The sequence below is a fragment of the Aulosira sp. FACHB-615 genome (genome assembly GCF_014698045.1).
Taxonomy (GTDB): Bacteria; Cyanobacteriota; Cyanobacteriia; order Cyanobacteriales; family Nostocaceae; genus Nostoc_B.
The window spans coordinates 57,365-83,801 of sequence record NZ_JACJSE010000013.1 but is presented as its reverse complement, the minus strand read 5'-3'; the positions used below and the strand labels follow the sequence as shown (position 1 = coordinate 83,801).

Below are 26,437 nucleotides of genomic sequence, written 5' to 3'. Positions count from 1 at the left end.
TTTATATTCGTCTCCTTTATGGACGATTTAGTGCAGAAAATAGATAATCATTTTTTATAAAAATCATCCCAAAAGCTCTATGTCTTGGTCTTCTACCTTATCCCAACTGTTACAAGTGATTTCGGCTCAATCTGCTAATTTATCAGAGACGGCGTTAACTCAAGTTAGTATTGGTGTCCAAACAGATACTCGAATTCTTCAACCAAAAGAAGTATTTCTGGCTTTACGGGGTGAAAAGTTTGATGGTCATGATTTTATCCCCACTGCGATCGCCAAAGGCGCATTAGCCGCAATTGTCGATTTTGACTACGAAAATTTGGAATTTCCAGTTTTAAAAGTCAAAAACACCTTAGCAGCTTATCAACAAATTGGTCGATGGTGGCGCGATCGCTTTGAAATCCCAGTGATTGGGGTAACGGGTTCTGTGGGTAAAACGACAACCAAAGAATTAATCACGGCTGTTTTATCTACCCAAGGCAAAGTACATAAAACCTTCGGCAATTTTAATAATGAAATTGGTGTACCGAAAACTCTCTTAGAATTAAATGGCGAACATGATTATGCTGTGATTGAAATGGCGATGCGGGGTAGAGGGCAAATTGCCGAACTCACCCATATTGCTAGACCAACGATTGGGGTAATTACTAATGTTGGCACAGCCCATATTGAGTTATTGGGATCAGAAGTAGCGATCGCCCAGGCAAAATGTGAATTACTCGCCGAAATGCCAAAAGATAGCGTGGCAATTTTAAATTACGACAGTCCTTTATTAATTGCCACAGCCAAAAAAGTCTGGTCGGGTGAAGTTTTAACTTACGGTTTATCGGGCGGCGATATTCACGGTAAATTGATTGATACTGAAACTATAGAAGTCGCTGGGATAAAATTACCTCTGCCTTTAGTGGGTCGTCATAATGCGACGAATTTTTTAGCAGCTTTGGCTGTAGCTAAGGTGTTGGGGATTGATTGGTCTACTTTAACAGAAGGCGTGGCGGTGGATATGCCGACCGGGCGATCGCAACGTTATGCTCTGCCCAATGATGTTGTAATCTTAGATGAGACTTATAATGCTGCACCAGAAGCAATGTTAGCAGCGTTGCAATTATTGGCAGACACTCCCGGAAATCGCAAAATTGCCGTATTAGGTGCGATGAAAGAATTGGGAGAGCGATCGCCACAATTACACCAAAAAGTCGGTGAAACAGTCCGTAACTTGCATTTAGACGGTTTACTAGTGTTGGTAGATGGGCAAGATGCGGCAGAAATAGCCCACAGTGCCGAGGGTATTCCTGCCGAGTGCTTTACTACTCACAGCGATTTAGTCGCACGGCTCAAGACTTTCATTCAACCAGGCGATCGGATTTTATTTAAAGCCGCCCATTCGGTCGGCTTAGACCGGGTTGTTAATCAACTGCGAACAGAATTTGCTGCAAAGTGCTGAGTTGAAAGTGCTGAGTGCTGAGTGCTGAGTACAAGTACTAACCTCCAGCCTGTAACCTGTAACCTGTCAATCTCTCAAATTTAGTTCAACAAAAACGGAACTGGTCGCGCCACCCCATAACCTTGGGCATAATTTACCCCAAGGTTTTGAATTACTTTTAAAATTTCGTTATTTTCCACAAACTCAGCAATAGTTTGAATACCCATAACTTGACCAATTTTATTAATCGCATCGACCATTGCTAAATCAATTGGTTCTTCTACAATATGCTTGACAAAACTACCATCTATTTTTAAGTAATCAACTGGTAAATTTTTGAGATAAGCAAAAGAAGACATTCCACTGCCAAAATCATCTAAGGCAAAGCAGCAACCAAATTCTTTAAGTGCGCGAATAAATCCAGCCGCTTTACCTAAGTTTTTGATAGCGACGGTTTCGGTAATTTCAAAGCAAATTACTTCTGGGGGAATTTGGTGTAATGTAAACTGGTCACACACAAAATCAATAAATTGGTCATCGTTGATACTCGCACCAGACAAATTAATAGTATATAAACAGCCCCGCGAATTTTTAAATCCAGGACAATGATTTTTTTGAAAATCTACACACTGCGCTAAATGGGTAAAAAATGTGTGAATTACCCAACGGTCTATAGTTTGCATCAGATTATAGCGTTCAGCAGCCGGAATAAACGCCATTGGTAAAACTAACTTACCTGTTTCATCAACTAGTCGTAAAAGAATTTCGTAATGTGTTGTTTCTGAGTTGCTGTTTGTTACGGGAACAATCGATTGATAATAAAGCCGGAAGCGATTATCTTCTAGTGCTTGTGTGATTTTGCTTACCCATTGCATTTCACCATATTGTCTGACTAAATCCAAATCATCAGCTTGGTAAATATGGACACGATTACGTCCTTGGTTTTTAGCAACATAACAAGCTGCATCAGCCGCACTCAAAGCGCGATTCATATTTGGTGTATCGTGATTTAGGGCAACTAAGCCAATGCTGATGCTGAGATTAAAAACTTTATCTTGTTGCCAAACAAAGCGAAATTTTTGGGTTTTTTCTCTGATGGTATTTGTAATCAATACTGCGGCTTCAAGAGAACAGTTGTGGAAAATAATGCCAAATTCATCTCCGCCTAAACGTGCCAAGGTATCGCAAGAACGTATATAGGTTTGAAACAAATGGGCAACTTCACATAATAGTTCATCTCCAGCCGCATGACCGCAAGTATCATTGACAATTTTGAATTGGTCTAAATCTAGATAACACAATATATGTTGTTCTTTGCCAGTTTGGGCGTTGTTCACCGCTTGGGTGAGGCGGTGTTCAAACTCGCGTCTGTTGACTAGTCCTGTTAAGCTATCGTGGCTGGCTTGCCAAGATAATGTCACGAAAGCCAGTTCTTTTTCCGCAAACAAAGCTTGTTCAGTAATTTGACGTTCGGCAATTTCTTGTTGTAATTGTTCTAAAGCTTTTAATAACTCGTTTGTGCGGTGGGTAACTCTTGTTTCTAATTCTTCATTGGTTTTTTTGAGGGCAACTTGCGATCGCCTGCGTTGATGATCAATAATGTTGAGCGATCGGGCATTGCGCCAAATCAACACGGCAAACGTAATCATATTCAAAATACTTAAAATACACAGTCCAAATTCCGCAGTATAAATCTCCATTCGATACCCAAACAAAACTAGCCAGAAAATAACCGGCGAAAACACAATTACTGCTGGTAATAAATTCCTCGCCATGATTCCGCCTGCGCTTTGACTCGTGACTATCATCATTAACCCACGCTCTAGACAGGCAAACAAAATGCCAAGGATTAGTAATATAAATGCAATTTCTGTATGTATTGCTATTGATGTGAATGAGCTAAATTGATAAAAATGTGCATTTATCAAACCAATAGCAGTGTTAGCTTTCATGGCTATCCATCCTGGTATAACGCTTTTCAGCACTTCAATATCTTTCATGCAGCCAATAAGAACTAAACAGCTAATCACAATGACTGCAATACTCGTTTTTTTGTGAATCAGACTGGAATACAGGGTTGAGTGAGGAAGACTGGAAACAAAATTGAACATGATGAATAGTCATAGTTAATTTAACCAGCAAATATCATGTTACATGCTAGTTTGGCATAAAAACCACATATATGAAAGTATGCAATCTTGAAATTCACACTAATTTTTGGTTAATACTGCTTCTTGATAAAGTTGTTATGGAGATTTTATACACAACATCTCTACAAGATTTATTTATCATTGTCAGTGCTGAGTGCTGAGTAAGAAAAAAGTACTTAGCACTTTGGCACTATGGTAAATACCACGATGAATTGTGGGCGGTCTTTTAACTCAGCACTCAGCACTTTTAACTCAGAACTCTTTATCACCGCTACTTTATTTGATAAATTTTTCTGCTATAAACTTGAATAAAAAAAGTCCGCTAATGCGGACTAAATATAAGGGCTAATTTTTACTTGTATGGGCAAGAAATACTCCATCTGGCATTTTTATTATTTCTAATTTGAGTCGATAAATCAAGGTTATAAAACTATTTTTCGGACATAATTAACAAGAAAATTTTATGCAAAAAAAAGTCCGCGAATGCGGACTAAGGACATTGGATAAGGTTAGGTTGTCACCAAGATCGCTTACTCTTTATGAGAGTTATTTTTATTCTGATCTACATGTTCTTGAAAATCAAGTATTATTCAACAGGTATTTAGACATAACTCCTGATATTCTGTCTCTTGATAATCTAATATTCTGAAATATTAATCAACCAATTGGTGGAATTTTGAATATTAATCTTGGCGATTATCTACCGCGATCGCCTTCTAAATCTTCAATCACTCTTTGCAAATACCACTCATCTGATCTGCCAGGATAATCATCTTGTTTTTGGTCAATTAAGCGTTGAGCAATTTCCCAATAACCGCCAACCAAGCGTAAAAGTTTTTGTCTGAGTAAGTTATATTTTTGTTTATTAGACTCTGGATAAGCTGTTTGAATTTTTTGCAGACTATCTAAAACTTGTTGATAATTATCCCAATCTTCTTGTTCACAAAAAATACTCGCGGCGCGTTGATAATCGGCAACAGCACTTTGCATTTCTTCAAGTAATGTATAAGCAATGCCGCGATTATAGTAAGCTTGGGCATCATCAGAGTTAATTTGCAAAGCTTGGCTATAATCTTGAATTGCGCCTAAATAATTACCCATTGCGCGATAAACATTACCTCTGGCAACATATATCAAAGCATCTTCGGGCTGCATTTTTAGTGCTTGGTTAAAATCTGCGATCGCACCTTGATGATCTCCCAACAAAGCACGGGCTTTACCTCGGTTACGATAAACAATCGCATCTTGAAACTTGAGTAACAGTGCTTGGTTAAAATCTGCGATCGCCTCACGATAACTACCCATTTTGCACCACACCACACCCCGACAGCAATAAGCCTGAGCATCTTGAGGATCAGCTTGCAATACCCAGTTTAAATCTGCGATCGCTGCTTTGGTATCTCCTTGTTCAGCTTTGTCTAAGAGTTGGGTAAAATAATCTTTCGTAGAGATAATTGGCGCAGTTACAGAATTTTGGGGTTTTACTGCTGGTTTTGCTGGCGGTTGTAGCTGTTTAATTTTTTCCAGACACAGACGACAATTTTCCTTATCTTTTTGCTCTAAGTATAATTCTGCCGCTTGTTTAAAACTAGCGATCGCATTAGTAATTAACCCTTGCTTGCGTTGGACTATTCCCCGCAAACTATATGCGGCTGCATAATTTCCCCGCAGATGAATCGCCTGTTCCACATCATCCAACGCCCCAGGTAAATTTTTCAAGGCTAACCGCGCCAATGCACGACTGTAGTAAGCTTCTACAAATTTCGAGTCTATTTTTAAAGCTTCGGTATAATCGGAAACTGCCGGCAGAATTTGTCCTGAATCATAATATGCCAAACCTCTGTGCAGATAAGCCTCAGTATCGAATGGCGCAACTTGGATAACTTCACTAAAATCTGCGATCGCCCCAGCATAATCTTTTTGCTTGGCCTTTTCTAGCCCCTGAAAATAGAGTTCGTGATGATTCATAATCAGTAATTTATAAGTGTATGTTGCAATCTGCTCACCGTAACTCCTATCTTGCACCATATTAAAAGCTGCGGTGAGGATGTCAACAAAGTGTTGTTACAAAAGAAATGCAGCAGAAAACATCTCTGCCTATCTGCTGCTATCAAGTGTGAAGCTGATTCACTTTTTACATACGAGTCATAACGGCTACTTTGGTCAACTTATCCTTTTCCAGTCCTTGTAGTTCATCAAGATGTAGCCAGCCCTCTTTGATCAACCTAGCAAAGACAAAGATCAGAACTGAATATCTGTAGTCATATTTACCATCTATTTCATGCCTTCTAGCACTTAAGAAATCATGTAACTGCCACATCTCATCAGCCTGTGTCATCATACTGGATCTTTGCTGAACTTCTTGGATCACAGCCTCAATTTCGCGTTTATATGCTTTTTCAAAAGCTTGTTTAGCTATTTCTTCCTCGGTCTTAGACCATTCAATCTCACTCACTTGCATTCCGAACCTTAAAGTTTATGCGTTAATTATTTTATCAATGGGTCATTTGCTGCCAAAAATATGAGCGCCCTTGACTAGAGAGCGCCCACACAATCATTCAAGGTATAGTTATTAGCTGGTAATTCTTCTAGCGAACTAAATTTAATAGTTCTTTAGGAGATGCCAGCAAATCAATTGCTACAAAGAAAATTTTACCTTTAGGATTAATTAAAAATCTCCAAGCCATATTCATCCCGACACTAGCACCAAACCAAGGGGTTTGGACTTTACCTGTAACTTTGATTTGGGTGTAACCTTCTTCTGCTGGTTCAGAAACGCCTCTTTCTGGAAGCAATCTGAGGTTTTGACATTCTTCGTTGAAAAATCGCAGAATCGCATCTCTACCAACAATTGGTCTTTGGAAAGGAGGTTGCAAAGCTGCATCAGGCGCGAACAAATCAATTAATGCCCCAAAATCATTGGCATTAAGATTGTCCATATAACTCAGCACTGTTTCATTTGTAATGCCTTCAATAGTGACTTTAGTACGTTGCGACACATCCTTTGGTGCAACAACAGGTTCAGAAACTCTTGTATAGTCACCCAACTTGTTGGGGTCAAATCCCATATCAACTACAGAGTTGCGTAGAACAGTAATTTGTTGTCCCTGATCTAGTTCTCTAACTGCTTGCAGTACTGCTGAAGCATTGGCAGAAAGCTGATAACCAGCAGGAATTGGCGCAACAATACCTTGATCCATCCATACCCCAAGTTGATACCAGAACCCTAGTTTGATGTTTGCTGACCAAGTAGCATAGGTACGACAAATAGGTGTATCAGCATTGTTGGCGAGATCGCACATTACCTGACTTTGCTCAGTAAAAGTCATTTTCCGAATTTGATCGAGAGTTGCTTCAGCAAACTGCATCCGAGCAGCGCCTGGAGCAGCAACCGTAATTGTTTTACCCATTTCTAAATAAGCAAACCAAGTCCAAGCCAGCTGATCTTCCGCACTGAGTTGCTTAAATCTAGCAATGGTCGCTGGTACTGCATCAGCAGATAAGGTTTCTGGGAAAATACCGCGAGCCGAGTCAATTGTAATTGCCATATTTACACACTTAACCTTAATCGTATTTACAACTAAAGGACGCAGGCAAGAGCGTTTGAACGTTCAAGTTTTAGCGACCTGTTACAAAAATATCACAAAAGTTAATAAATATTCACAAATTTTAATGGCATTGCAAAATACACCTCCAGTCTGGTGGAGAAAGGCAAAAGAGCTAAACCCGAATTTCTCACGGATGGGTGGGAAGTGTGGGGAGTGTGGGAAGTGTGGGGGAAAGATTTCTTCACTATCCTCCTACTCCTTGCACACCCCTGGATTTCTATCTTGTGAGAAATTCAGGTAAATCCCGCCTAGAATTAAAATCCCAGGCTCATAGCTATGGAATACATAGAAAAATTAACCGCAGATGGACGCAGATAAACGCTGATAAAATAGGTGTTTCTGAGGCAATATTTAAAGCTAGTAAAAGTAAAAGTAGGTTGGGTGTAACGAAGTGAAACCCAACATGGATAAGCAATACAGCAATAATACATAAATTACAAACATCGCGCTACCTTGTCTACCCTGTCCTCCTTGTCTACCTTGTCTCTGTTATGTTCCTAGCACCTAAAAATGCGCGGATGGGTGGGTGTAGAAAATCAAGCTTGAGACAAAATCCTTGTATGGCTTTCCACATAAGCTTTTCGAGAAAAATTAAATTAAAATCATCCGCGCACCTTACGCTGTCCAGGTTTCAGCGATTCACTATAAATCAACTGACATTTACTAGTGTTATAATCAACCCATCCGCAAAGCTGAACATTGAAAACCAAATACAGACTGATTTTCCAGCCCCCGCCATTGAAATTTCACTTAATCCCTATCAGGGATTGAAACGTTAGCAGGGACGATTGAAGTTGAACCTGTTGCAGAATTGAAATTTCACTTAATCCCTATCAGGGATTGAAACTTCTTTGCTGAGTTATCCATGTGGTATGAAAGTTAATTGAAATTTCACTTAATCCCTATCAGGGATTGAAACATGATAGAGTAACCCGTCCTTTCCGGGTGAAAAATTGAAATTTCACTTAATCCCTATCAGGGATTGAAACTGAAATGCTGGTGACAAATAAAAAGTCACCAGCAGGAATTGAAATTTCACTTAATCCCTATCAGGGATTGAAACAAAAGAAACGATAGGGATTAATGTTTTATTAGTTGATTGAAATTTCACTTAATCCCTATCAGGGATTGAAACTTCACAATAGGGGATGCAGAAGTTCGCCCTGGAGAAAAATTGAAATTTCACTTAATCCCTATCAGGGATTGAAACAACTCGTCTCCGATTGGGATGATTTCTAAATTTTTATTGAAATTTCACTTAATCCCTATCAGGGATTGAAACGAGCGGTGTCCGGCTGGATTGGGTAGGTCAACAATTTCGTAGTATTGAAATTTCACTTAATCCCTATCAGGGATTGAAACAGAGTCAATACCATTATTGACAATATCACCTAAATCAAATTGAAATTTCACTTAATCCCTATCAGGGATTGAAACCAGGGTGGCTTAAATGGAGGTATCGCTGTACCATCCAAATTGAAATTTCACTTAATCCCTATCAGGGATTGAAACTAAATACTGGGAAGATACAAAACCCAGGGTAAGAATTGAAATTTCACTTAATCCCTATCAGGGATTGAAACTGTCTATGGTAGATACTTCCCTTTTCCGACTAAGGAATTGAAATTTCACTTAATCCCTATCAGGGATTGAAACACTTTTTAAATTTTGGTCAAGTTCCTCTCTGATACCATTGAAATTTCACTTAATCCCTATCAGGGATTGAAACCACAAGAGAACCGAACGGTGAACTTAAATTTGAAGGGATTGAAATTTCACTTAATCCCTATCAGGGATTGAAACAAGGCTGTGATGGCGCGACTCTTCCCAAAAGATTGAAATTTCACTTAATCCCTATCAGGGATTGAAACCGATAAAATCGAACAACTCCGCCGCCTCTTCAGACCAAATTGAAATTTCACTTAATCCCTATCAGGGATTGAAACTAAATATCTGTAACCTACAAGTAGGCTTCCCAGTATTGAAATTTCACTTAATCCCTATCAGGGATTGAAACGCACCGGAAATATATCAACTCTGTCGCAGACAGCGAACTGAATTGAAATTTCACTTAATCCCTATCAGGGATTGAAACTCAGAAGATATTGCCCAAAGAATGGGATATACCCAAAATTGAAATTTCACTTAATCCCTATCAGGGATTGAAACAGGAGCGTAACGCAAACATTCTTCTGGGGTGAGCCAAATTGAAATTTCACTTAATCCCTATCAGGGATTGAAACCAATAAAATGTCCCGCCTCAACAGACATTTTAATTGAAATTTCACTTAATCCCTATCAGGGATTGAAACACCAGATCCGATTTTTGATGCTCAAGTACAGGCTCCAGAATTGAAATTTCACTTAATCCCTATCAGGGATTGAAACTAGTATTGCACCCGCTAATAATGCAAAGAATCCACCAAATTGAAATTTCACTTAATCCCTATCAGGGATTGAAACAACTGCTATCTCTAAATTAGTAGATAGTGCTAAAAATTGAAATTTCACTTAATCCCTATCAGGGATTGAAACATCTTTAACCTTTATGGTAAGGAGTGTTTGATGAAATTGAAATTTCACTTAATCCCTATCAGGGATTGAAACAGGTGAAACAATCCCCACATCAAGTAGTCCGCTATAAATTGAAATTTCACTTAATCCCTATCAGGGATTGAAACAGGGTGATACTCGGTTCATCCGGCGTTCTGATTTGTGGCATTGAAATTTCACTTAATCCCTATCAGGGATTGAAACCTGGCTGCTTACCAACTCGCACAACTGATTTACCACATTGAAATTTCACTTAATCCCTATCAGGGATTGAAACACTGGTCGAAAGGCTTGCTCGATTCTTTGGACTTGGGCAAATTGAAATTTCACTTAATCCCTATCAGGGATTGAAACGTGTTGACTAAGCTTTTTTAGCCTTTGCCCGTTTAAGTTGAAATTTCACTTAATCCCTGTCCTAAATCATTGGTAAAATTTCTATATCTTTTTCTTATTTCTTACCTTTGCGTCCTTTGCGTTCTTGGCGGTTCGTTTCCATATCTATGTTTTTCACGACTTATTTAGGATTGCTATAGGTGTTTAATGAGTGTATCTTTTTGGCAATCTAATTGTAACTTTAGTTCCCTTTTCCTCTTGACTAGATAAACTAATATTCCCACCATGTAACTCTACACAAGCTTTAGTAATTACTAAACCCAAACCTGTTCCTTGTATGGTGTCAACATTACTACCCCGACTAAAAGATTTAAACAGATTTTCTTGATCTACGAGAGGAATACCAATGCCTTCGTCTTGAATTTCGATAAATATTTCTGATTCTTTACCATTGAGATAAACGATAACATTACCACCATCAGGAGAATACTTGATGGCATTAGATAATAAGTTTAAAAATATTTGGCGCAAAAGTCCGCGATCGCCCCAAAAGTTTTGATAATTGCCTGTCACTTGTAAAATGATTTCATGGCGATTATCTAATATTTCTTGTTGTTCAGCAATTAACTCAGAAATAAACTGGAATATATCTAAAGGCTGTGGTTTAAATTTAGTTTTATCCAATTCTAATTGATGAACCAAAAGCATATCATCCACAAGTTTAGACATGTGTCTTGCTTTCTGCTCAATAATCTGCAAAAAGCGATTTTTTTTCGCATCACCTAACTGTTCGCCGTGCTGTTTAATTGTTGATGCAGCCGCCAAAATTGAAGCTAAAGGTGTGCGGTATTCGTGAGAAACTGTAGTGACAATTTGCGATTTAAAATTATTGAGTTCCTTTTCTTTGACAAGTGCAGCTTGAGTCATTTCTAATAGTTCTGCTTGCTGAATTGCTATTGCCAACTGCACCGATACTTGGTTGAGAATTTCCACTTCATCAGCAGGCCATAGCTTATCTTCAGAACTAGGTTGAGCAATTAAAAAACCCCAAAGTTTCGGATTGGGGTGGCTATTATGACTAACATTAATTGGAACTACTAAATTAGCCTGAGTATTTAATTGCTCTTTTTTGTGAAAGCAAAAATGACTCAAACTTGCTTCATAAACACGAGAAATTCTGCGTCTGTGTCGCCATTGATGATTTTCACCGAGGTTACTGTAGGCAACAACTAAACTTTTTTGCCTGCGTACATTTGTACTATGTGCTTCTTGTGTGGTGACAAAGTGAGTTTCTGGTTGATGGTAAACATCGGAAATCTGATCATATACTTGTTCAATTTCTCCAGAGGAGGCAACTATCTTGCCACCCATATCAGAGGTAAACTGATAAATAATCACGCGATCGCACTTCAAAAGTTGCTGTACTTCCACTACAGCCGTATGCAAAATTTCTTCGACATTTAAAGACTGACGAATCCTCAGTGCTGTCGTCGCAATTAAACGCTGTCTTTCTTGCGTTTGACTGAGTTTAACTTTCAGACAAGATTGCTTAATAGCATTACGCACTGCTAATTGTAAAACATCTAACTGGAGGTGCTTTTTCACTAAATAATCATCAGCACCACGCTTCATTGCCTGCACCGCAACCGCTTCATCACCACGCCCAGTCAACATAATAATAGAAGCAGGTGTTTCACTTCGACACTTTTGCAAGCGTTCTAACAAATCTAAGCCACTCATATCTGGCAAGCAAAAATCCAGCAAAATCACATCACAGTGAATTGCTTGGCATAACGCCAACCCTTCTTCCGCAGAGTCAGCCTCGAATATCTGATATGAATTTTGGGGATCTTTTAATAAGTACCGACGATAAACTTTCCGATCCTCGGCACAATCATCAATGATGAGTAGCGTCCAGGTGTCCGGCATATTAAGAATTAGGGAGAATATTTACACTCCTTGACTTAGCATCCCACAAATGACAGCAATATTAACTAACTATTACAAAAATATAAATTAAATCTTAAGTTTAAGGGGTTAGGGGCTAGAAATAAACTCCTGCCTTCTGCCCCAACCACGTAGCGGTAAGTCAAAAGGCAAAAGTAAAAGTCAAAAATCAAGAATACTTTTGACTTTTGATTTTTTACTTTTGACTTCTCCGGCTTTGCCGGAACCTCTAATCCGCAGGCGGTACTGTATTCCTCTCCAACCAATACTCAACAAATGCTTGGACTGTCTTTTGCAGTTCTTGAGCATCCATCGGCTTGACTAGATAGCCATTGGCACCTTTTTGGTAGCAAAATTCAATGTCTTTGGGGTTAGATGACGTGGTGAATACCACAATGGGGATTTTCTTTAAACTGATATCTTGCTTGAGCCGTTCTAGGATGTCACGGCCATCAATCCCAGGTAAATTCAGGTCAAGCAAAATCACCGAAGGCTTCGGTATGGTGTTCGGGTTTTGGGAATCCTCTTCTTGATAAAGGAAGTCCAAAACCTCATCCCCGTTTGTACATCTATATATAGGGTTCTGGACAGCCAACCGCCGCATTAGGCGTTGCAACATTTTAAAGTCTTCATTGCTATCCTCAACAACCAACAGAGGTTTGTTAAGTTTTTTTGTCATCAGAGATTTTAAAAAATGTAACAAAATTTTTCAAATATCTTAAACTATTGCCGCAACGTGAAATAAAACGTGGAACCATTGCCCATACTAGATTCCACCCAAATCTGACCGCCGTGTAACTCAACAATTTTTTTAGAAATGGCGAGTCCTGCACCTGTACCGCCGCCATACTTTTCTTGCGAGTGCAGCCGCTTAAATAGACGAAAGATGGTTTGGTAATGATGGGGTTGAATACCAATTCCGTTATCTTTGACGTAAAAAACGGGAAATAAAGTGAATTTTTGGAGTTTATCTGATTCTTGCTGAGTAATAAAGCCAATTTCAATCAATGGTTCTGGTTTATCGTTATATTTCAAAGCATTAATTATTAAATTAGTAAAAACTTCATGGACTAATACCGGGTCACACTGAACTGCTGGTAAAGGTCGAGGAATGTCAATATTCAGTTGTGCTTCTTGACGGCTGGCTTGAATGACATCAATTACTTGGTTTAGCAGTTCATTAAAATCAGTTAGTTGGAGATGTAATTCTGTTTGCCCTAATTGCGAGAGGCGCAGCAGCGAATTAATTAGCGTTTCCATCCGCACAGACAAAGCAAGGACAGTCTGTAAGTAGTCAATGCCATCTGCATCTAAGATGTCGGCATAATCTTCGATTAAAATTGTCGAGAAATTATAAATGCCGCGCAAAGGTTCTTTCAAATCATGAGACGCTGCATAAGCAAAAGAAGCAAGTTCGCGGTTACTGCGTTCTAACTCTTGGTTGATTTTGGCTAATTCTTCCGCTTTAGAAAGAACAATACCCACAATTGCCCCCTTCAAAGCCCAAGCATTATCAATCTCACACTGTTTCCAAGGTAGAGATGTTAACTGGACGATTTCTTGCCACTTTTCAAAGGATGTGCGCGGACACAGAGTAATGCTACCATCTGTATTTGTCTGGATTGATTCATTGGGATTGCCTGCCCAATTAATAGTCTGCACGACTTCGGGACGAAACCACAAAATATAGTAACGCTGGACTTGAGAAATACGTAACAACAGCAACCCACTGGCAGTATTTTTAAATTGAACCGCTTCTGGGTAAAGTTTCGGCAGAGAATTAGTAGCAAATATGCGTTCACTAACGTGATTATCTACCCAAGTAATTAATTTCCGTACCTTTTCTATTTCTGGCGTTGCACCCACCAGTGTAATTTCATTGTCTAAACATACAGCCGCCCCGGTGGCACTAACAAGGGCAAGTAAACTTGGTTGCGGTTTAATTAAAGCATCAATAAAATTATCGGCTTGGGAAATTAACTCAACAAATTCAGCTTGGAGGGATTTCAGCCTCACTTCGTAGTCTAATTCAGAGTGAATAACTTTATGTCCTAACTCTGAGGAGACAATTTGACCAAGAAATTCGCAGATTTTCCGCACTTCGTAAGTGAGATATTTTGGTGTTTGATGATGACAGGAAATTAACCCCCACAACTGTTGATTTTTAATTAAAGCAATCACCAAAATAGTAGATACGCCCATATTTTGATGATAGGTAATACAGCATGGATCTACACTCCGCAATACCGACCAAGTTAAATCAAGGGGTGTAGCTGCATCTTGGGAAATTAACTGTACAGATTGGGCGGTAAAATCGGGGATAAATCGCTGTAGACATTGGGTGTATAGCTGTCTGACTGGTGTGGGAATATCTGTAGCGGGAAAGTGAAGTCCCAAATAAGGTGATAAATCTTCTCGTTTAGCTTCTGCAACTACTGAACCTGCGCCTTGTTCATCAAATTGATAGATCATCACGCGGTCAAAAGCGGTGATTTGGCGATATTCGGTGGCGACTAAATGCAGAAATTCTGCTAAATTTGTGGTGTGTTGCAAATGTGCGATCGCTTCACTCACGAAAGTATGAAAACCTAAAAAACTTATATCTTCATCACTGTTTTTTGGTTCTAGTTCCAAAATTACCGCATTGGTTGTTCGGTGAGCAATCCCATCAAAGTAGCGTACTTGATTACCAGTGGTAATTGGTATTTTCAAAATCGTAAAAGTCCCAATTTTTTTCTCTAAGCATTGTTTAATGGCTGTTATCTGGGGAGTCGCCAGTAAACAACTCAGTGGTTGACCGAGTAAATCTTGGGGTTGTTTGTCTAGATAAGTGGCGGTGTTGTTGCTGACTTGCCAAATTGCTAATTCAGTATTCAAAGCCAATAGTAAACCATGCGGCTGTATCGACCCAGAAAGATGAATCGGTTGGTCATGGCTGTTCTCAGAAGCAGGTTGAGTAGTGATGTCTTCAGGACTCATGGTGTGGATAGATAAAGTTTAACTGATGACAATGCACTAAATTGCAGATAGGAATTATTCTGCCTTGCTCTTGCTCCAGATTGATAGAAACTTATGAATTGCTGACATCTATAGCAATCCGGTTTGATTTCTGAATTTATTTGTGTAGGTAGGGAATAAGGAGTAGGAAAGAAGCTTGATCTGAGTGTACTGATTTTTTTCCCAAATCAAATATGAGTCCTATAGATGATTTTTAGTCACTAAAAATTTAGGACATAAAAGTTACACTTGTTTTTAATCTCGCTGGAACTTGAATTTTTCTCAAACCGTCAAAGCAAGTATTAGTAGGAATTATAAAGTTTGTTTATTTTATTTGTACTGTAGCTGCTTAAGTAGTTGCTTGTATTAATATTGACGCTATAATTGATGCGGCAAATCAAAAAAAGGGATGTGTGCATTTAGAGAAAGTTGCACTAGCCTGGAAAAGACTAATTTGCTATCAAAAACTTTTTATTTCCAACAAGGTATTTAGTATGAAGTGTAGGAATTTTTTGACTATTTTGACAACCAGTTTAGTTTCCATGATATCTTTGCCTGCGATCGCTCAAGCAGAAACGTCATTTCAAACACCTACTGGAAATATTCACTGTACAATTCTACAAGCAAATATTCGTTGCGATATTTTAAAAATTACTGCAAAAATTCCACCCAAACCCAGAAGCTGTGAATTTGACTGGGGTCATGCTTTTATTCTGGATGCACAGGGTCGTGGTTATCGGGGTTGTTATGGTGATACAACAGTAAATCCCCAAAACCCTGTTTTGCAATATGGTAAGACATTACGTCATGAAGGTATTGTCTGCACATCCAGAAGAACAGGCTTAACTTGCGTGAATCGCGATCAAAGAGGCTGGGAACTGAGTCGAGAGAAACAAAGATTCTTTTAAAATATCAGCATTGGGTTGAGTGCGATCGCTTCATCATCAACTACTCTTAAAACAAGCCCCGACAACTAGAAGCCGGGGCTTAATGCTGAATGAATTCGATTCGCAACTTATAGCAGGAGGCAGGAGTAAAAGTCTTACTATTCCTGGTATTCAAGCTTTCAAATTTTCATAACATATCTGAACTACCGCTATCGGTAATTCTTGCTCACCTTACCTTGTAGATAAGGTAAGGTGAACAAGTTAAACAAAATATGAATTAACCATCCTCCCGTGATTCAGAATTATTTGTATTAGTTTGTTCTGTCTCTTTTTTCTCCTGTTGGACTTCACTAGCTTGTTGTACTTGTTGAAGATGAATATTATTCACCTGCACAATAAATTGTTCAATTGCTTGGCTGGCTTTTTGTTGCTGCTGACTGCTATCAGATGCGTCATAACAGCGATAAGCTGGGGTTACACCCAAAATAAATTTTTCTTGTTCAGCCTCTAATAATTCTAAGGTTGTGTTAGCTGCAACCCAATTTTTTTGAAAAGGAAATGAGGTGACAATACTAGCTACTATTGAGGCAACTGCTGGACAAATTACAGGGAGCCATTTCAGCCAATTTTGACCAACTTCGAGTTTATCCACCAAAACTAAAATTGGAGTCACACCTGATAAAATAACCGTAGATATTTGCAGAACATAGTAAAGATTTCTCGAAAGATTTCGAGCTTTTTTATAATCATCAATTAAATCCTGGCAATACTGTAAAGCTTTTTCTCTGGCCGGAACAATTGGATTATTTTCCAACAACAAATTATTGTTGTTTAGCATATAACTATAAATTTCGGCTTTTTTTGTCAAATAACTGCGGTTGGCAACATTTTGTGAATCTTGAAATAACTGCCTGTTAAATAAAAATAAGAAAGTCAAAATTGTTAAAGCGATCGCTCCCACAATGACCAAATTTTCGTTATTGGCATAAACAGTTAGTACAATACCACAGCAGACAAAAGCAGCAGCCAACAAATATTCCAAGAGTTTTAAGATAAATAAACTTTTCCTGTTGGCTGTGAGAGATAAATCTAAACTGCGGGAACTTTCTCTTTGTGGTTGCTGTTCAAAGCTAGAAATGTCGGAAGTAATCATGATTGTGTATGCGCTGGATTAACCTGTAAAATCAAATACTGTTATATCAGCTAGAGAAATCCTCGTACAGCCGAAAATACTTGTAAATTTTGACTTTCAGCGAAAATTTTTCTCTAGACTGGATACAAACAAAGTGCTTAAAAACACTTTCTGCGGCAGAATTTAGTATGTTATAACACAGCCGTTATCCCTGCTGACAAACAGTACAATTACACTTGTCAAATCTGGCTGAGAGATGTACGTGGAATACTCAAATGAAAAAAATTATTTTAATCACCGCATTAACTGGCTTATTTTCGCTGGCGTTGACAGCTAACCAAGGCTTGATTTCGGCACAGTCTCCACAAATAGCACAAACCCAAGGCGCAATTATCCCTGTGGCGAAAGCTGGACTGGGAAAAATTCGTCCGGGAATGTCGGAACAACAAGTACGCCGCATTTTAGGAAAACCCACCAGCACTAAAACCGAATTTAGTCCTGGAGTTGGTGACAATATTCGCACCCTGCAATATCCTAATATTTCTTTATATTTAGTTCCTTATGTCAACAAACCGAAAAACTTATTCTTTGTTTATTACTTTGTTACCCGTAGTTCTAAATTTCTCACTCCTACGGGTGTAAAAGTTGGTGATACCCAATCTCAGGTAATCAAGGCTTACGGAAAGCCATATATATCGAAAGAAGGCAACGTCACTTTTTTAGTATATGGGGTTGGTAGTCCAGATAGCGCCGCCGCATTGACGTTTCGTATAGAAGCTGGCAAAGTCACAGAAATTCAGTATAGTGAACAGCTACTCTAACTTTTACCTGTGGAGATAGAGGTTTGCTATAAATAATGCAGGCTTTTGAGCCAATATCCAATCAGCTAATCACGGGAAAATCCCACAACCAAAAAAGAAATCAGGACTCTTGACTAGCTCATAGGATTTTTACTCAGCACTCAGCACTCAGCACTCAGCACTTTCAAGTCAGTATGAATAAAAATATCAATCACTCCCTAACAAAGCTAGTAATTACATTAGGACTCACAAGTATAAGTATATTGGTCAATACTGGTATATCCGAGCAAATTGTTCTCGCAAAATCACTTAATGTTAAAAAATGTGATATTTACGCTTATGTGACTGATCCAGATCCGCAAGGCTTAAATGTGCGGAGTGGTATAAGTCTGCGTCACAAAATTTTAGGACAAGTACCAATTAACGAAACAGTCCAGATTGTTGCAGCTACTAAAAACTGGGTACAGATTACAAATGCTAGTGCTGGTTTTACAGGTAAAGGTTGGGTATCTGTAGGAAAATTGGGTTTATCCACCCGTGGTTATGGTACTGGTGGGGTGAATATTTACGCTAATGCTAATCAACAAAGCCGAAAAATCGGCAAAATCCCGGCTGAGACGGCGGTGAAATTATTAGGCTGTCAAGGAGATTGGGCGCAAGTAGAATATCAAGGTATCAAGGGTTGGTTAACGAGAGAAGATCAGTGTGGTGCAGCCTTAACAACTTGTTCGTAATATTCAGGACTTACGTAAGTGTCACAATTGCTGGTTGGTGCGTGACGCTATAAATCTGATGACTACGTTCAAATCTTCTCGTTGCGTCACACACCCTACAGAAAAAATATGCCAGTTGCATAAGTCCTAATATTGTCGGGAGTGGAGCAGTTACCATAAAAGTTAGTACTCATAGTCTAATAAAATTGAGCTTGAGGTAAATAAATGCCTTCTCCATTCCCAGGAATGAACCCGTATTTAGAGCATCCGCGTATATGGCCTAGTGTACATCACTTATTAATTAGTGAAATTGCCAGATTTTTATCTCCGCAACTGCGTCCTAAATATCGAGTTGTTGTAGAAGTCAGGATGTATGAATCTAGTATGGAGAACGCATCACTAGTTGGCATACAAGATGTGTCAATTCAAGGCTCGCCAGGGGTAATTAATCGTAATAATAGTAATGTTAATCTTGCAGTTGCAGAACCAGTTGCCAAACCCATAAAAGTTAAAATTCCTACACCAGAAATTATCAAAGAAGGTTATTTAGAAGTAAGAGAAGTTGGTACAGAAAATGTAGTGACTATCATAGAAATTTTATCGCCAACTAACAAACGTCGTGGTAAAGGTAGGCAAATCTATGAGGAAAAACGGCAAGAAATACTAGGAAGTCAAACTCATCTACTAGAAATAGATTTACTCCGAAATGGTGAAAAGATGCCATTTTTTGATACTGACATTGAAAGTCATTACCGAATTTTAATTTGTCGTGGCGATCGCCGCCCTTATGCTGATTTATATGCCTTTAATATCCAAGATGTCATTCCGTCTTTTTCCTTACCCCTACGTGCAGGAGATAACGAGCCAATTCTTAATTTGCAGACATTATTAAACGAGGTGTATGAAATATCAGCTTATGATTTAGTCATAGATTACAACCAAGCGCCCTTCCCAGCGTTGTCAGAAGCAGATGCAGCCTGGGCAAATGAAATGTTACAAACCAAAGGATTACGCTCAATCGCCCACAGTCCAGAAATCCCCAATTAAAATTTAAAGTTAGGGTTTCTCTGAAATTAAGACTCATGACATTTTCTGCTCGTTTGCTTTTGCTTTGTAGCTTAGTTAGTACGTTGGGACTAGCATCAGCACTGCCAAACTTAGAAATAGCTAATGCACAAACCGCCAACTGTCCTACTCCGGCTTTAAATCGCTTTCAACGTCATAAAGTGGCGCGTGGCGAAACTTTAGAAAGCATCGCCCAAAGCTACAATCTCGCGCCTGAAACACTGATTGTCATGAACCCAAATGTGAACAATGGCCGTGTGAGTGTGGGTAGTGAACTGCAAATACCACCTTATAACGGAATTGTGGTGGAAGTTCCGACTGGACAAAGTTGGCGAGAGGTAGCAGCAAAATATAAAGTTCGGCCTGATGCGCTGTTTGAAATTAATGGTTGTCAAGCAAATCCAAAAATTGTCTTTGTTCCTGGGTTAAATTGGTTGCCAAATCCACCGCAAACTACATCGCTGATCCCAACAAATTCTAATACACCAACTCGTGCAGCTATTAGCGGCTATCCTTTAGAGCAGGCTACAACGCTGGGGTTGGGTTATGGTTGGCAAATTAATCCTCGCAACAAGGAAGTATTTTTTCACAGTGGTGTAGATTTGTTAGCTGCTGTGGGTACTCCGGTAGAGGCGATCGCACCTGGTACTGTAGTATTTGCTCAAGAGCAAGGTAGTTATGGTCAATTGGTGATTATTAACCACAGTGGTGGATTGCAAAGCCGCTATGCTCATCTTGCTAGTATCAAGGTTAAGGTCAATCAGCAAGTTAAAACAGGTGATGTATTAGGTACGGTGGGAACGACTGGCGAACCGACAACTCAACAACCACACCTTCATTTTGAAATGCGTTCTAGTTCATCCCAAGGATGGGTGGCGCAAGATCCCAAAAGTTATTTGAAGAAGTGAAGATTCTGAGTTAGATGAAATTGGCAATCAGTTCGGTTGTTTTCACAATGTGCATTCCAGCCTCAGCAAATCTCGCAAAAGCTGCATCTGCTTGTTCGGTATAGTCTACAACACCAGGAACGACAACCGGAGAAGAGGAATCTTCTAAGAGATAAACTTTTTTCGCCAGGGTAGCATCTACCTGTTTAATTTCTGTTAATAAATCATCAATTGTCCAAGCCACACAATGGCTTTTGGCTTGACCACCAATAATCACAGCATCAAATTCTAAAAGTTGCTTGATGAGTTTAGTATTTTTATGGGCAAGAGGAGATTGATCAAAGCCAATCAAAACTTCTGGACGCAATATAGAATAATTTTCTGTTAAAGCATTCTCACCTTTAAGTTCAAATTGAGTCTGACTTTGCCGCGCCATACAATGGAAAAATATTGCTTCTTCCACAGCCGAAACTAAAGCATGACCAATGCCACCCAAAATAGAATGGTAAGGCCAAACAATCAGGGGATATTTACCATCTTGACTGAGTTGTTTAACGTAGTGATAGGCTTGTTTTTCTAATAATTTATAGTTGCCATGAGTAATGCTATGGGCAACTGCGGGGTTAACTTGCCAAACACCTTGTTCAATGTCTGCGGGAGTGATATTAGTGGCGGCTGGTATCGGGTGTTGCCCTTGAGAATTCACCCAAAAAATCGGGTGAAAAATTTGCATTGCTGTATGTGTATCGAGGGTAGGAATAATTGTGGTAATTGTGCCTAAATTACGATAAATAAATTCACATAATCTTTGATTATCTTCTACGGCTGCATTGCCAGATTGACCACCGACAAATAATTCAAATCCGGGAATACAAAAGGTATTTTGAACATCAATTAAGAGTAGGCAAATGCGAGTTTTGTCTGACGCTGATGGTGGAATATTATATTGCTTTGCCCAAGTTTCGGCGGCGCTTGCACATTCTTGGTAAGGGACGCGCCAGACTTCGCCGACTTTATCAGGGTGGAAGTGCGGGGGAATTGGTAGTGTATGTAGAATTGTATTCATATTTGAGCCTGTGGTAGTTGCTGCGATCGCATTTCTGCTGCTGTGATAGCCGAATCTTGTCAGAAAGTCAACCAAGACAAATGCTGATTGAGTATGTATCTAAAACCCTTACACCCCTACACCCAGTCTCTACAGAAAATCTTGGTGCGTAAGTTTTATGAATATGAAATAGGCAAGGTGAAATAAAACGTACTACCTTCACCAAGAACACTGCTTGCCCAAATACTACCACCATGTTGTTTGACAATACTTTGACAAATTGCCAAACCGAGGCCTGTTCCGCCTTTAGCACGCGCATCCGAGACATCAACTTGTTCAAAACGTTCAAATATTGTTTCTAGTTTATCTGCGGGAATACCTCTACCTTGGTCTTGGACTTGAAATAGTACCCAGTCGGCTTGCGCCTGTGCTGATAAAGTAATGACTGAGTTGAGGGGAGAAAATTTGATGGCGTTACTCAATAAATTCGTCAGGGTTTGGATAATTAAATCAGGATCAGCCCAAACGCAAGCAGTGGTGGGTTGAACAGTAATTGTAACGGCTGCTGCTAGGGCTATAGGTTGTACTTCACCGACGGCGCGTTGCATCAAATCAGCCGCATTGCAGACTTGTTTGATTAGTTGGACTCGCCCAGAAGATAAACGCTCCAAGTCTAAAATATCATTGACCAAACGCACCAGGCGATCGCTATTTGTTGCAGCTTGCTGAATCATCCGTTTGGCTTTTTCTGGTTTATCATCATAAATCCCCGTATTCAACAGCCCTAAAAATCCTTGAATAGCTGTGAGTGGAGTCCGCAGTTCATGACTCACAACCGAAATGAACTCATTTTTTATCTGTTCAATAGCTTGCTGTTCAGTCACATCTTGAATTTGTAGAACATAATAGAGTGGTTGATTTTGGAAATCTTGTACCAACGATAAACTCGTTAGCCCCCAAGCAATACGTCCGCCATAACACAAGTAACGTAACTGCGCTTGAAAACTGCGATTTTCATTACTCAAAACTTGCTCTATACCTTGTCTTAACTGATGTGCATCTTCTGGGTGAATTGAGTCAAACACACTCAAACTAAAAAACTCAAACTCAGCGTAGCCCAGCATTTCACCTAACATCGGATTAATTTGCAACCAGCGTTGATCTAATCCCAACAGCGCCATCCCAATGGGAGCATTATAAAATGCCAAACGAAATCGCTCTTCACTCTCACGCAAAGCCAACTCGGCTTGTTTGAGGTCAGTAATATCTAGTAACACTCCATACCAGCAAATTTCACCATTTTCCCGGCGTTCTGGGCGGGAGTTGGCACGTACCCATTTTATCTTCCCAGAGGGAGTAATAATCCGCCATTCATGGGCAAACGGTTCTAGGGTTTTAAGACTTTGAATAGTTAGCTGATTATAAAGTAGCAAATCATCAGGATGCACTTGCTGATATGTCAATAAAGCATCTGCTAAAACTGTTTGGGGTGCTAATTCCTGAATTTCTGCCACCCCGGAACTGATATATTCATAACGCATTTCATTCGTAGCTGGATAATAAGCCAAGATATAAATCTGTGCAGGTGAAGCAGCTGCAATTTTTTGAAACCTTGCTTCACTTTTGACTAAGGCTGCTTCTGCAAGTTTACGCTCATCAATTTCTTGTTGTAATTTTTGGTTAACTGTTACTAATTGGGCAGTTCTTTTTTGAACACGCTGTTCTAGTTCCTCTTGTAGTCGCCTGAGTTGATTTTCCACTTCTAAGCGTTCGGCAATTTGCGCTTGTAATGCCTTGTTTGCTTCGCTTAATTGCATCGGACTAGGTAGAGCCAGTGCTTTTGGTACTAACGGTACAAGTTCTATGGCGGTAAATAATGAAACCAAAGCCGTTGCTGCTTTGATAATACCTGATAGCCAATAGGTAGGATGCCACAATGTCCAAATTTCGGCGATATGGGTTGTACCGCAAAAAATAATAAAAGCCGCAAATAACAAGAATATCCAATAAAAAGGTAAATCTTGCCGCTTACGAACAAAGTAGAACAAAGTCAAAGGAATCGAATAGTAAGCTAGGGCAATGATGGTATCAGAAATAATATGCAGCCAGACTAAACCCGGTTGCCATAAGTAACAGTGACCATGAGGAATAAATGAGCCGTTGCTAAATAAATTTATGATCAAGTCGTGCATGTCACACAAACCTAATGCTCGTACTTGGAAAAAAGGTGATCCCATTGTCGAACCACAAGGTGTGTATTGACTAGCGAATGGGGATTTAGTGATGAGTCGTGAGTGTCGTTGAAGAAGGCAGTGGTTCGACTACGCGGTAATCAAGCAAAGCGATGCACTGAGTTTATCGTTCGCGTAGCGTCTGCGGTAGGAGAAGTGTCGAGATTCACTAACCGGAGACAGGCTGGGGCTTTGCTGGAGTATAGTAGGCACTAGATGTAAGATGTGTGTTTAATTGCTTACCGATGTCTTCACTACCTTGACTACAGCTATGATGAGTGGGTGATTCCGAGCTTGCATCTGTACAATTCATCTCAGATTGATACAACGCCATAGTTCTTCAAGAAATCTTTGCAATTCCATAGGTAAAACCCCATAGTCAAGATGTATCCATAATTTTTAAGTAGTCGCAGGTGAGCAGGGGAAAAGAATTAAAAACCAATGAATTTGTGTCAGCACTCAGGATTTTGGGATAACACGCTTATCCTAAAGACAAGACGACGCGAAAACCGCAAATTCTTAAACCACCGTCTGATTCATTCCAACTGCGGCTGGCGCTACGACACAGTTCTGCGCCAAAGTTCCAAGAACCACCACGCAACACCCGCCGATTGCTATCACCGCCATCTTCCCAAACTCTTCCGTCTGTGGGTGCGCCTTGGTAGTTGTTGTGCCAAGGGTCAGCGCACCATTCCCAAACTAACCCGTGCATATCATACAATCCAAAGGCGTTGGTGACTTGAAAACTACCGACATCGGTGGTTTCTTTGCGATACCTGGTTTTGGTTTCCATGATGTAGGTATTGCTGTCGCTGTAGTTGACTAATTCGGTGGTAATTGTTTCGCCAAAGTGAAAGGATGTGGTAGTGCCGGCGCGACAAGCATATTCCCATTCGGCTTCGCTGGGGAGGCGGTATTCCCGTCCGGTTTTTTGTGAGAGTCTAACGCAAAATTCTACAGCTTCGTGCCATGAAACGTTTTCGACTGGGCGATATAGTCCTTTAAATTTGGAAGGGTAGGGGTTGAGGGTTTGTTTGACTTTGGGTAAGCCTGCAACAGCACGCCATTGTGCTTGGGTTATGGGATATTTACCCATAAAAAAGGGTGCGATCGCAACTCGATGTTGGGGGCGTTCGTCAGCATCGCCTTCAAAGTTGGGCGAACCCATGAGATATGTCCCGCCAGGAATGGCTAACATTTCTAAGGTGATGCCTTTACTTAATTCTTCCACAAAAAACTCAGATGTAGCGCGATCGCGGTTAACTTCTCTACCGCCTGTGTCTATCGTGACTACCTCAAATTCACAGGTTTGTAATGGCGGTAATGGTCGAATTATTTTTGGTTCTGTGGGTAATTTGAGCAATGTTGGTTGCGTGACTGGTGATTCAATAATTACTGTTTTGGCAGATTTTAAATCATTGAGAACTTCGGCTGCTGATTGATATCTGTCACTTGCTAAATGTTGCAGTAATTTATTGAGAATTTGCCTTAAGTCTTCGCTAATATAAATACCTTGTTTGTCTATATATTCTTGCCATAACCACTGACCATTCATGGCATCATATAAAGGGTCTTTAATCTGCCCGTAAACATCTTGAATGGGTAAACATTGAGTTAGTAACCGCACACAAGTTACACCCAAAGCATATAAATCACTGGCAGGACAAGCAAAACCAGCCATCTGCTCACTTGGAGCATAACCCATTGTATAAATCACTGTTGCTTGTCTGGCTATACTGGTTTGTGTAACTTGTTTAGCACCACCAAAATCAATTAATACTAATTTGCTATCGTGATCACGGCGAATAATGTTTTCTGGTTTGATATCTCGATGAACAACATTACAATTATGAATAAATTCTAATACTGGCAATAAATCAGTTAAGATTTGCCGGATTTTTTCTTCGTTAAACTGCTGTTCTTTAACTTCTTCTACAAGTGTTCTACCTTGAATAAATTCTTGGACTAAATATAAACTGGAACCTTGGGCAAAGTAAGCCAATAATCGCGGAATTTGGCTGTGATTTTCTCCTAGTTCATACAGCCGGAATGCTTCTTCTTTGAAGAATTCTGCGGCTTTTGTACGTTGTCCGGTTCCTTGAATTTGCGGAAAGAACTGTTTAATGACGCAAGGTGCATCTAGTCTATCTGCATCTTCGGCTGCGTAGGTTTTGCTAAATCCGCCTTCGCCTAATAGTCTAATGACACGGTAACGGTTTCGCAGCAGTTTACCAAAACTGCTTTGTCCACAACTTATGCAAAATCTATTGCCGTCAGCATTGAATGGATTTGAACAATTGGGATTTTGGCAGATTTGCATAACGAGGAGGAGGTAGCATCTTGTCCAAAGTTAGCCCCAATATTATCGAATTCAGGACTTACGCACCAGGATTGTTTATGAAGATTGGGTGTAAGGGTGTAAGGGTTTTAGATATATACACACGCCACTTGGCTCAAGTCGGGAAACCCGCCCACTCCAGTCCCTGCACCCCTACACCCTCGCCAAAACCCTTGATTTTTCGTTTTTATGCGTAAGTCCTAGAATTGAAAACCGATTTCTAGACAAATAAATATTAACTCAATTTCATCTGCATATATACTTGCACCAAAAAATACAAATGAGAAGAGTTTATTTATTTGTCGCTTTGTGTTGGGTACTTTTGAATTTT

17 protein-coding genes and 1 CRISPR repeat array are annotated in these 26,437 nt (G+C 39.7%); of the genes, 6 read left to right on the top strand and 11 right to left on the bottom strand.

The features are described from left to right. Window positions 1–79 precede the first annotated feature (79 nt). Complete coding sequence (murF, locus tag H6G77_RS20455; RefSeq protein WP_190592334.1) at window positions 80–1,441, top strand: UDP-N-acetylmuramoyl-tripeptide--D-alanyl-D-alanine ligase; 1,362 nt, start codon at window positions 80–82, stop codon at window positions 1,439–1,441. Between the two features lie 80 nt (window positions 1,442–1,521). Here the strand turns inward: murF and H6G77_RS20450 are convergent, their stop codons facing one another. From H6G77_RS20450 to H6G77_RS20420, 7 genes are all read right to left on the bottom strand, one after another. Then, a complete protein-coding gene (locus tag H6G77_RS20450) occupies window positions 1,522–3,420 on the bottom strand; it encodes an EAL domain-containing protein (protein ID WP_242049266.1) in 1,899 nt (632 codons plus the stop codon). A gap of 846 nt (window positions 3,421–4,266) precedes the next feature. Then, window positions 4,267–5,538, bottom strand: coding sequence for a tetratricopeptide repeat protein (locus H6G77_RS20445; RefSeq protein ID WP_190872611.1), 1,272 nt, complete (start codon window positions 5,536–5,538; stop codon window positions 4,267–4,269). Window positions 5,539–5,704: 166 nt separating this feature from the next. Continuing rightward, the gene (locus tag H6G77_RS20440) at window positions 5,705–6,031 is read right to left on the bottom strand and encodes a hypothetical protein (RefSeq protein ID WP_190588950.1); all 327 of its coding nucleotides are present in this window, start codon (window positions 6,029–6,031) and stop codon (window positions 5,705–5,707) included. Window positions 6,032–6,158: 127 nt separating this feature from the next. After that, entirely contained in the window at window positions 6,159–7,118 is a 960-nt protein-coding gene (locus H6G77_RS20435; RefSeq protein ID WP_190588952.1) for an orange carotenoid-binding protein, read from the bottom strand. A gap of 797 nt (window positions 7,119–7,915) precedes the next feature. Beyond that, window positions 7,916–10,158: a CRISPR direct-repeat array (repeat unit 37 nt; unit sequence ATTGAAATTTCACTTAATCCCTATCAGGGATTGAAAC). 110 nt (window positions 10,159–10,268) lie between these two features. Then, on the bottom strand, window positions 10,269–11,993 hold the full coding sequence (locus tag H6G77_RS20430) for an ATP-binding protein (protein WP_190872578.1): 1,725 nt from the start codon (window positions 11,991–11,993) through the stop codon (window positions 10,269–10,271). Window positions 11,994–12,240: 247 nt separating this feature from the next. Beyond that, entirely contained in the window at window positions 12,241–12,690 is a 450-nt protein-coding gene (locus H6G77_RS20425; protein WP_190588956.1) for a response regulator, read from the bottom strand. 44 nt (window positions 12,691–12,734) lie between these two features. Beyond that, on the bottom strand, window positions 12,735–14,990 hold the full coding sequence (locus tag H6G77_RS20420; RefSeq protein ID WP_190872577.1) for an ATP-binding protein: 2,256 nt from the start codon (window positions 14,988–14,990) through the stop codon (window positions 12,735–12,737). 560 nt (window positions 14,991–15,550) lie between these two features. Here H6G77_RS20420 and H6G77_RS20415 point away from each other — a divergent pair. Beyond that, window positions 15,551–15,916 carry a DUF6636 domain-containing protein gene (locus H6G77_RS20415; protein WP_190676034.1) on the top strand — a complete coding sequence of 122 codons (366 nt, stop codon included), beginning with the start codon at window positions 15,551–15,553 and terminating at the stop codon, window positions 15,914–15,916. A gap of 256 nt (window positions 15,917–16,172) precedes the next feature. Here H6G77_RS20415 and H6G77_RS20410 read toward each other — a convergent pair whose 3' ends face one another. After that, on the bottom strand, window positions 16,173–17,048 hold the full coding sequence (locus tag H6G77_RS20410; RefSeq protein ID WP_190676032.1) for a DUF4231 domain-containing protein: 876 nt from the start codon (window positions 17,046–17,048) through the stop codon (window positions 16,173–16,175). A 254-nt stretch (window positions 17,049–17,302) separates the two neighbouring features. On the opposite strand from H6G77_RS20410, the gene bamE reads away from it, so the two are divergent. From bamE to H6G77_RS20390, 4 genes are all read left to right on the top strand, one after another. Further along, window positions 17,303–17,848: an outer membrane protein assembly factor BamE gene (gene bamE, locus H6G77_RS20405; RefSeq protein ID WP_190872576.1), complete on the top strand. Its 546-nt coding sequence runs from the start codon at window positions 17,303–17,305 to the stop codon at window positions 17,846–17,848. Between the two features lie 173 nt (window positions 17,849–18,021). Next, entirely contained in the window at window positions 18,022–18,561 is a 540-nt protein-coding gene (locus H6G77_RS20400) for an SH3 domain-containing protein (RefSeq protein WP_190872575.1), read from the top strand. Between the two features lie 204 nt (window positions 18,562–18,765). Further along, window positions 18,766–19,587, top strand: coding sequence for a DUF4058 family protein (locus H6G77_RS20395; protein ID WP_190872574.1), 822 nt, complete (start codon window positions 18,766–18,768; stop codon window positions 19,585–19,587). Window positions 19,588–19,622: 35 nt separating this feature from the next. Next, window positions 19,623–20,513, top strand: a complete 891-nt coding sequence (locus tag H6G77_RS20390; protein WP_190588971.1) for a M23 family metallopeptidase — start codon at window positions 19,623–19,625, stop codon at window positions 20,511–20,513. 10 nt (window positions 20,514–20,523) lie between these two features. On the opposite strand, the gene H6G77_RS20385 is transcribed toward H6G77_RS20390, so the two are convergent. The 3 genes from H6G77_RS20385 to H6G77_RS20375 all read right to left on the bottom strand — a co-directional run bounded on the left by H6G77_RS20385 (window position 20,524) and on the right by H6G77_RS20375 (window position 26,088). Then, window positions 20,524–21,558: an isochorismatase gene (locus H6G77_RS20385; RefSeq protein WP_190676046.1), complete on the bottom strand. Its 1,035-nt coding sequence runs from the start codon at window positions 21,556–21,558 to the stop codon at window positions 20,524–20,526. 155 nt (window positions 21,559–21,713) lie between these two features. Next, window positions 21,714–23,774, bottom strand: a complete 2,061-nt coding sequence (locus tag H6G77_RS20380) for an ATP-binding protein (protein WP_190872573.1) — start codon at window positions 23,772–23,774, stop codon at window positions 21,714–21,716. Between the two features lie 475 nt (window positions 23,775–24,249). Beyond that, window positions 24,250–26,088 (bottom strand): bifunctional serine/threonine-protein kinase/formylglycine-generating enzyme family protein, encoded by a 1,839-nt coding sequence (locus tag H6G77_RS20375; RefSeq protein WP_190872572.1) that lies wholly within the window; start codon window positions 26,086–26,088, stop codon window positions 24,250–24,252. Window positions 26,089–26,437: the final 349 nt, after the last annotated feature.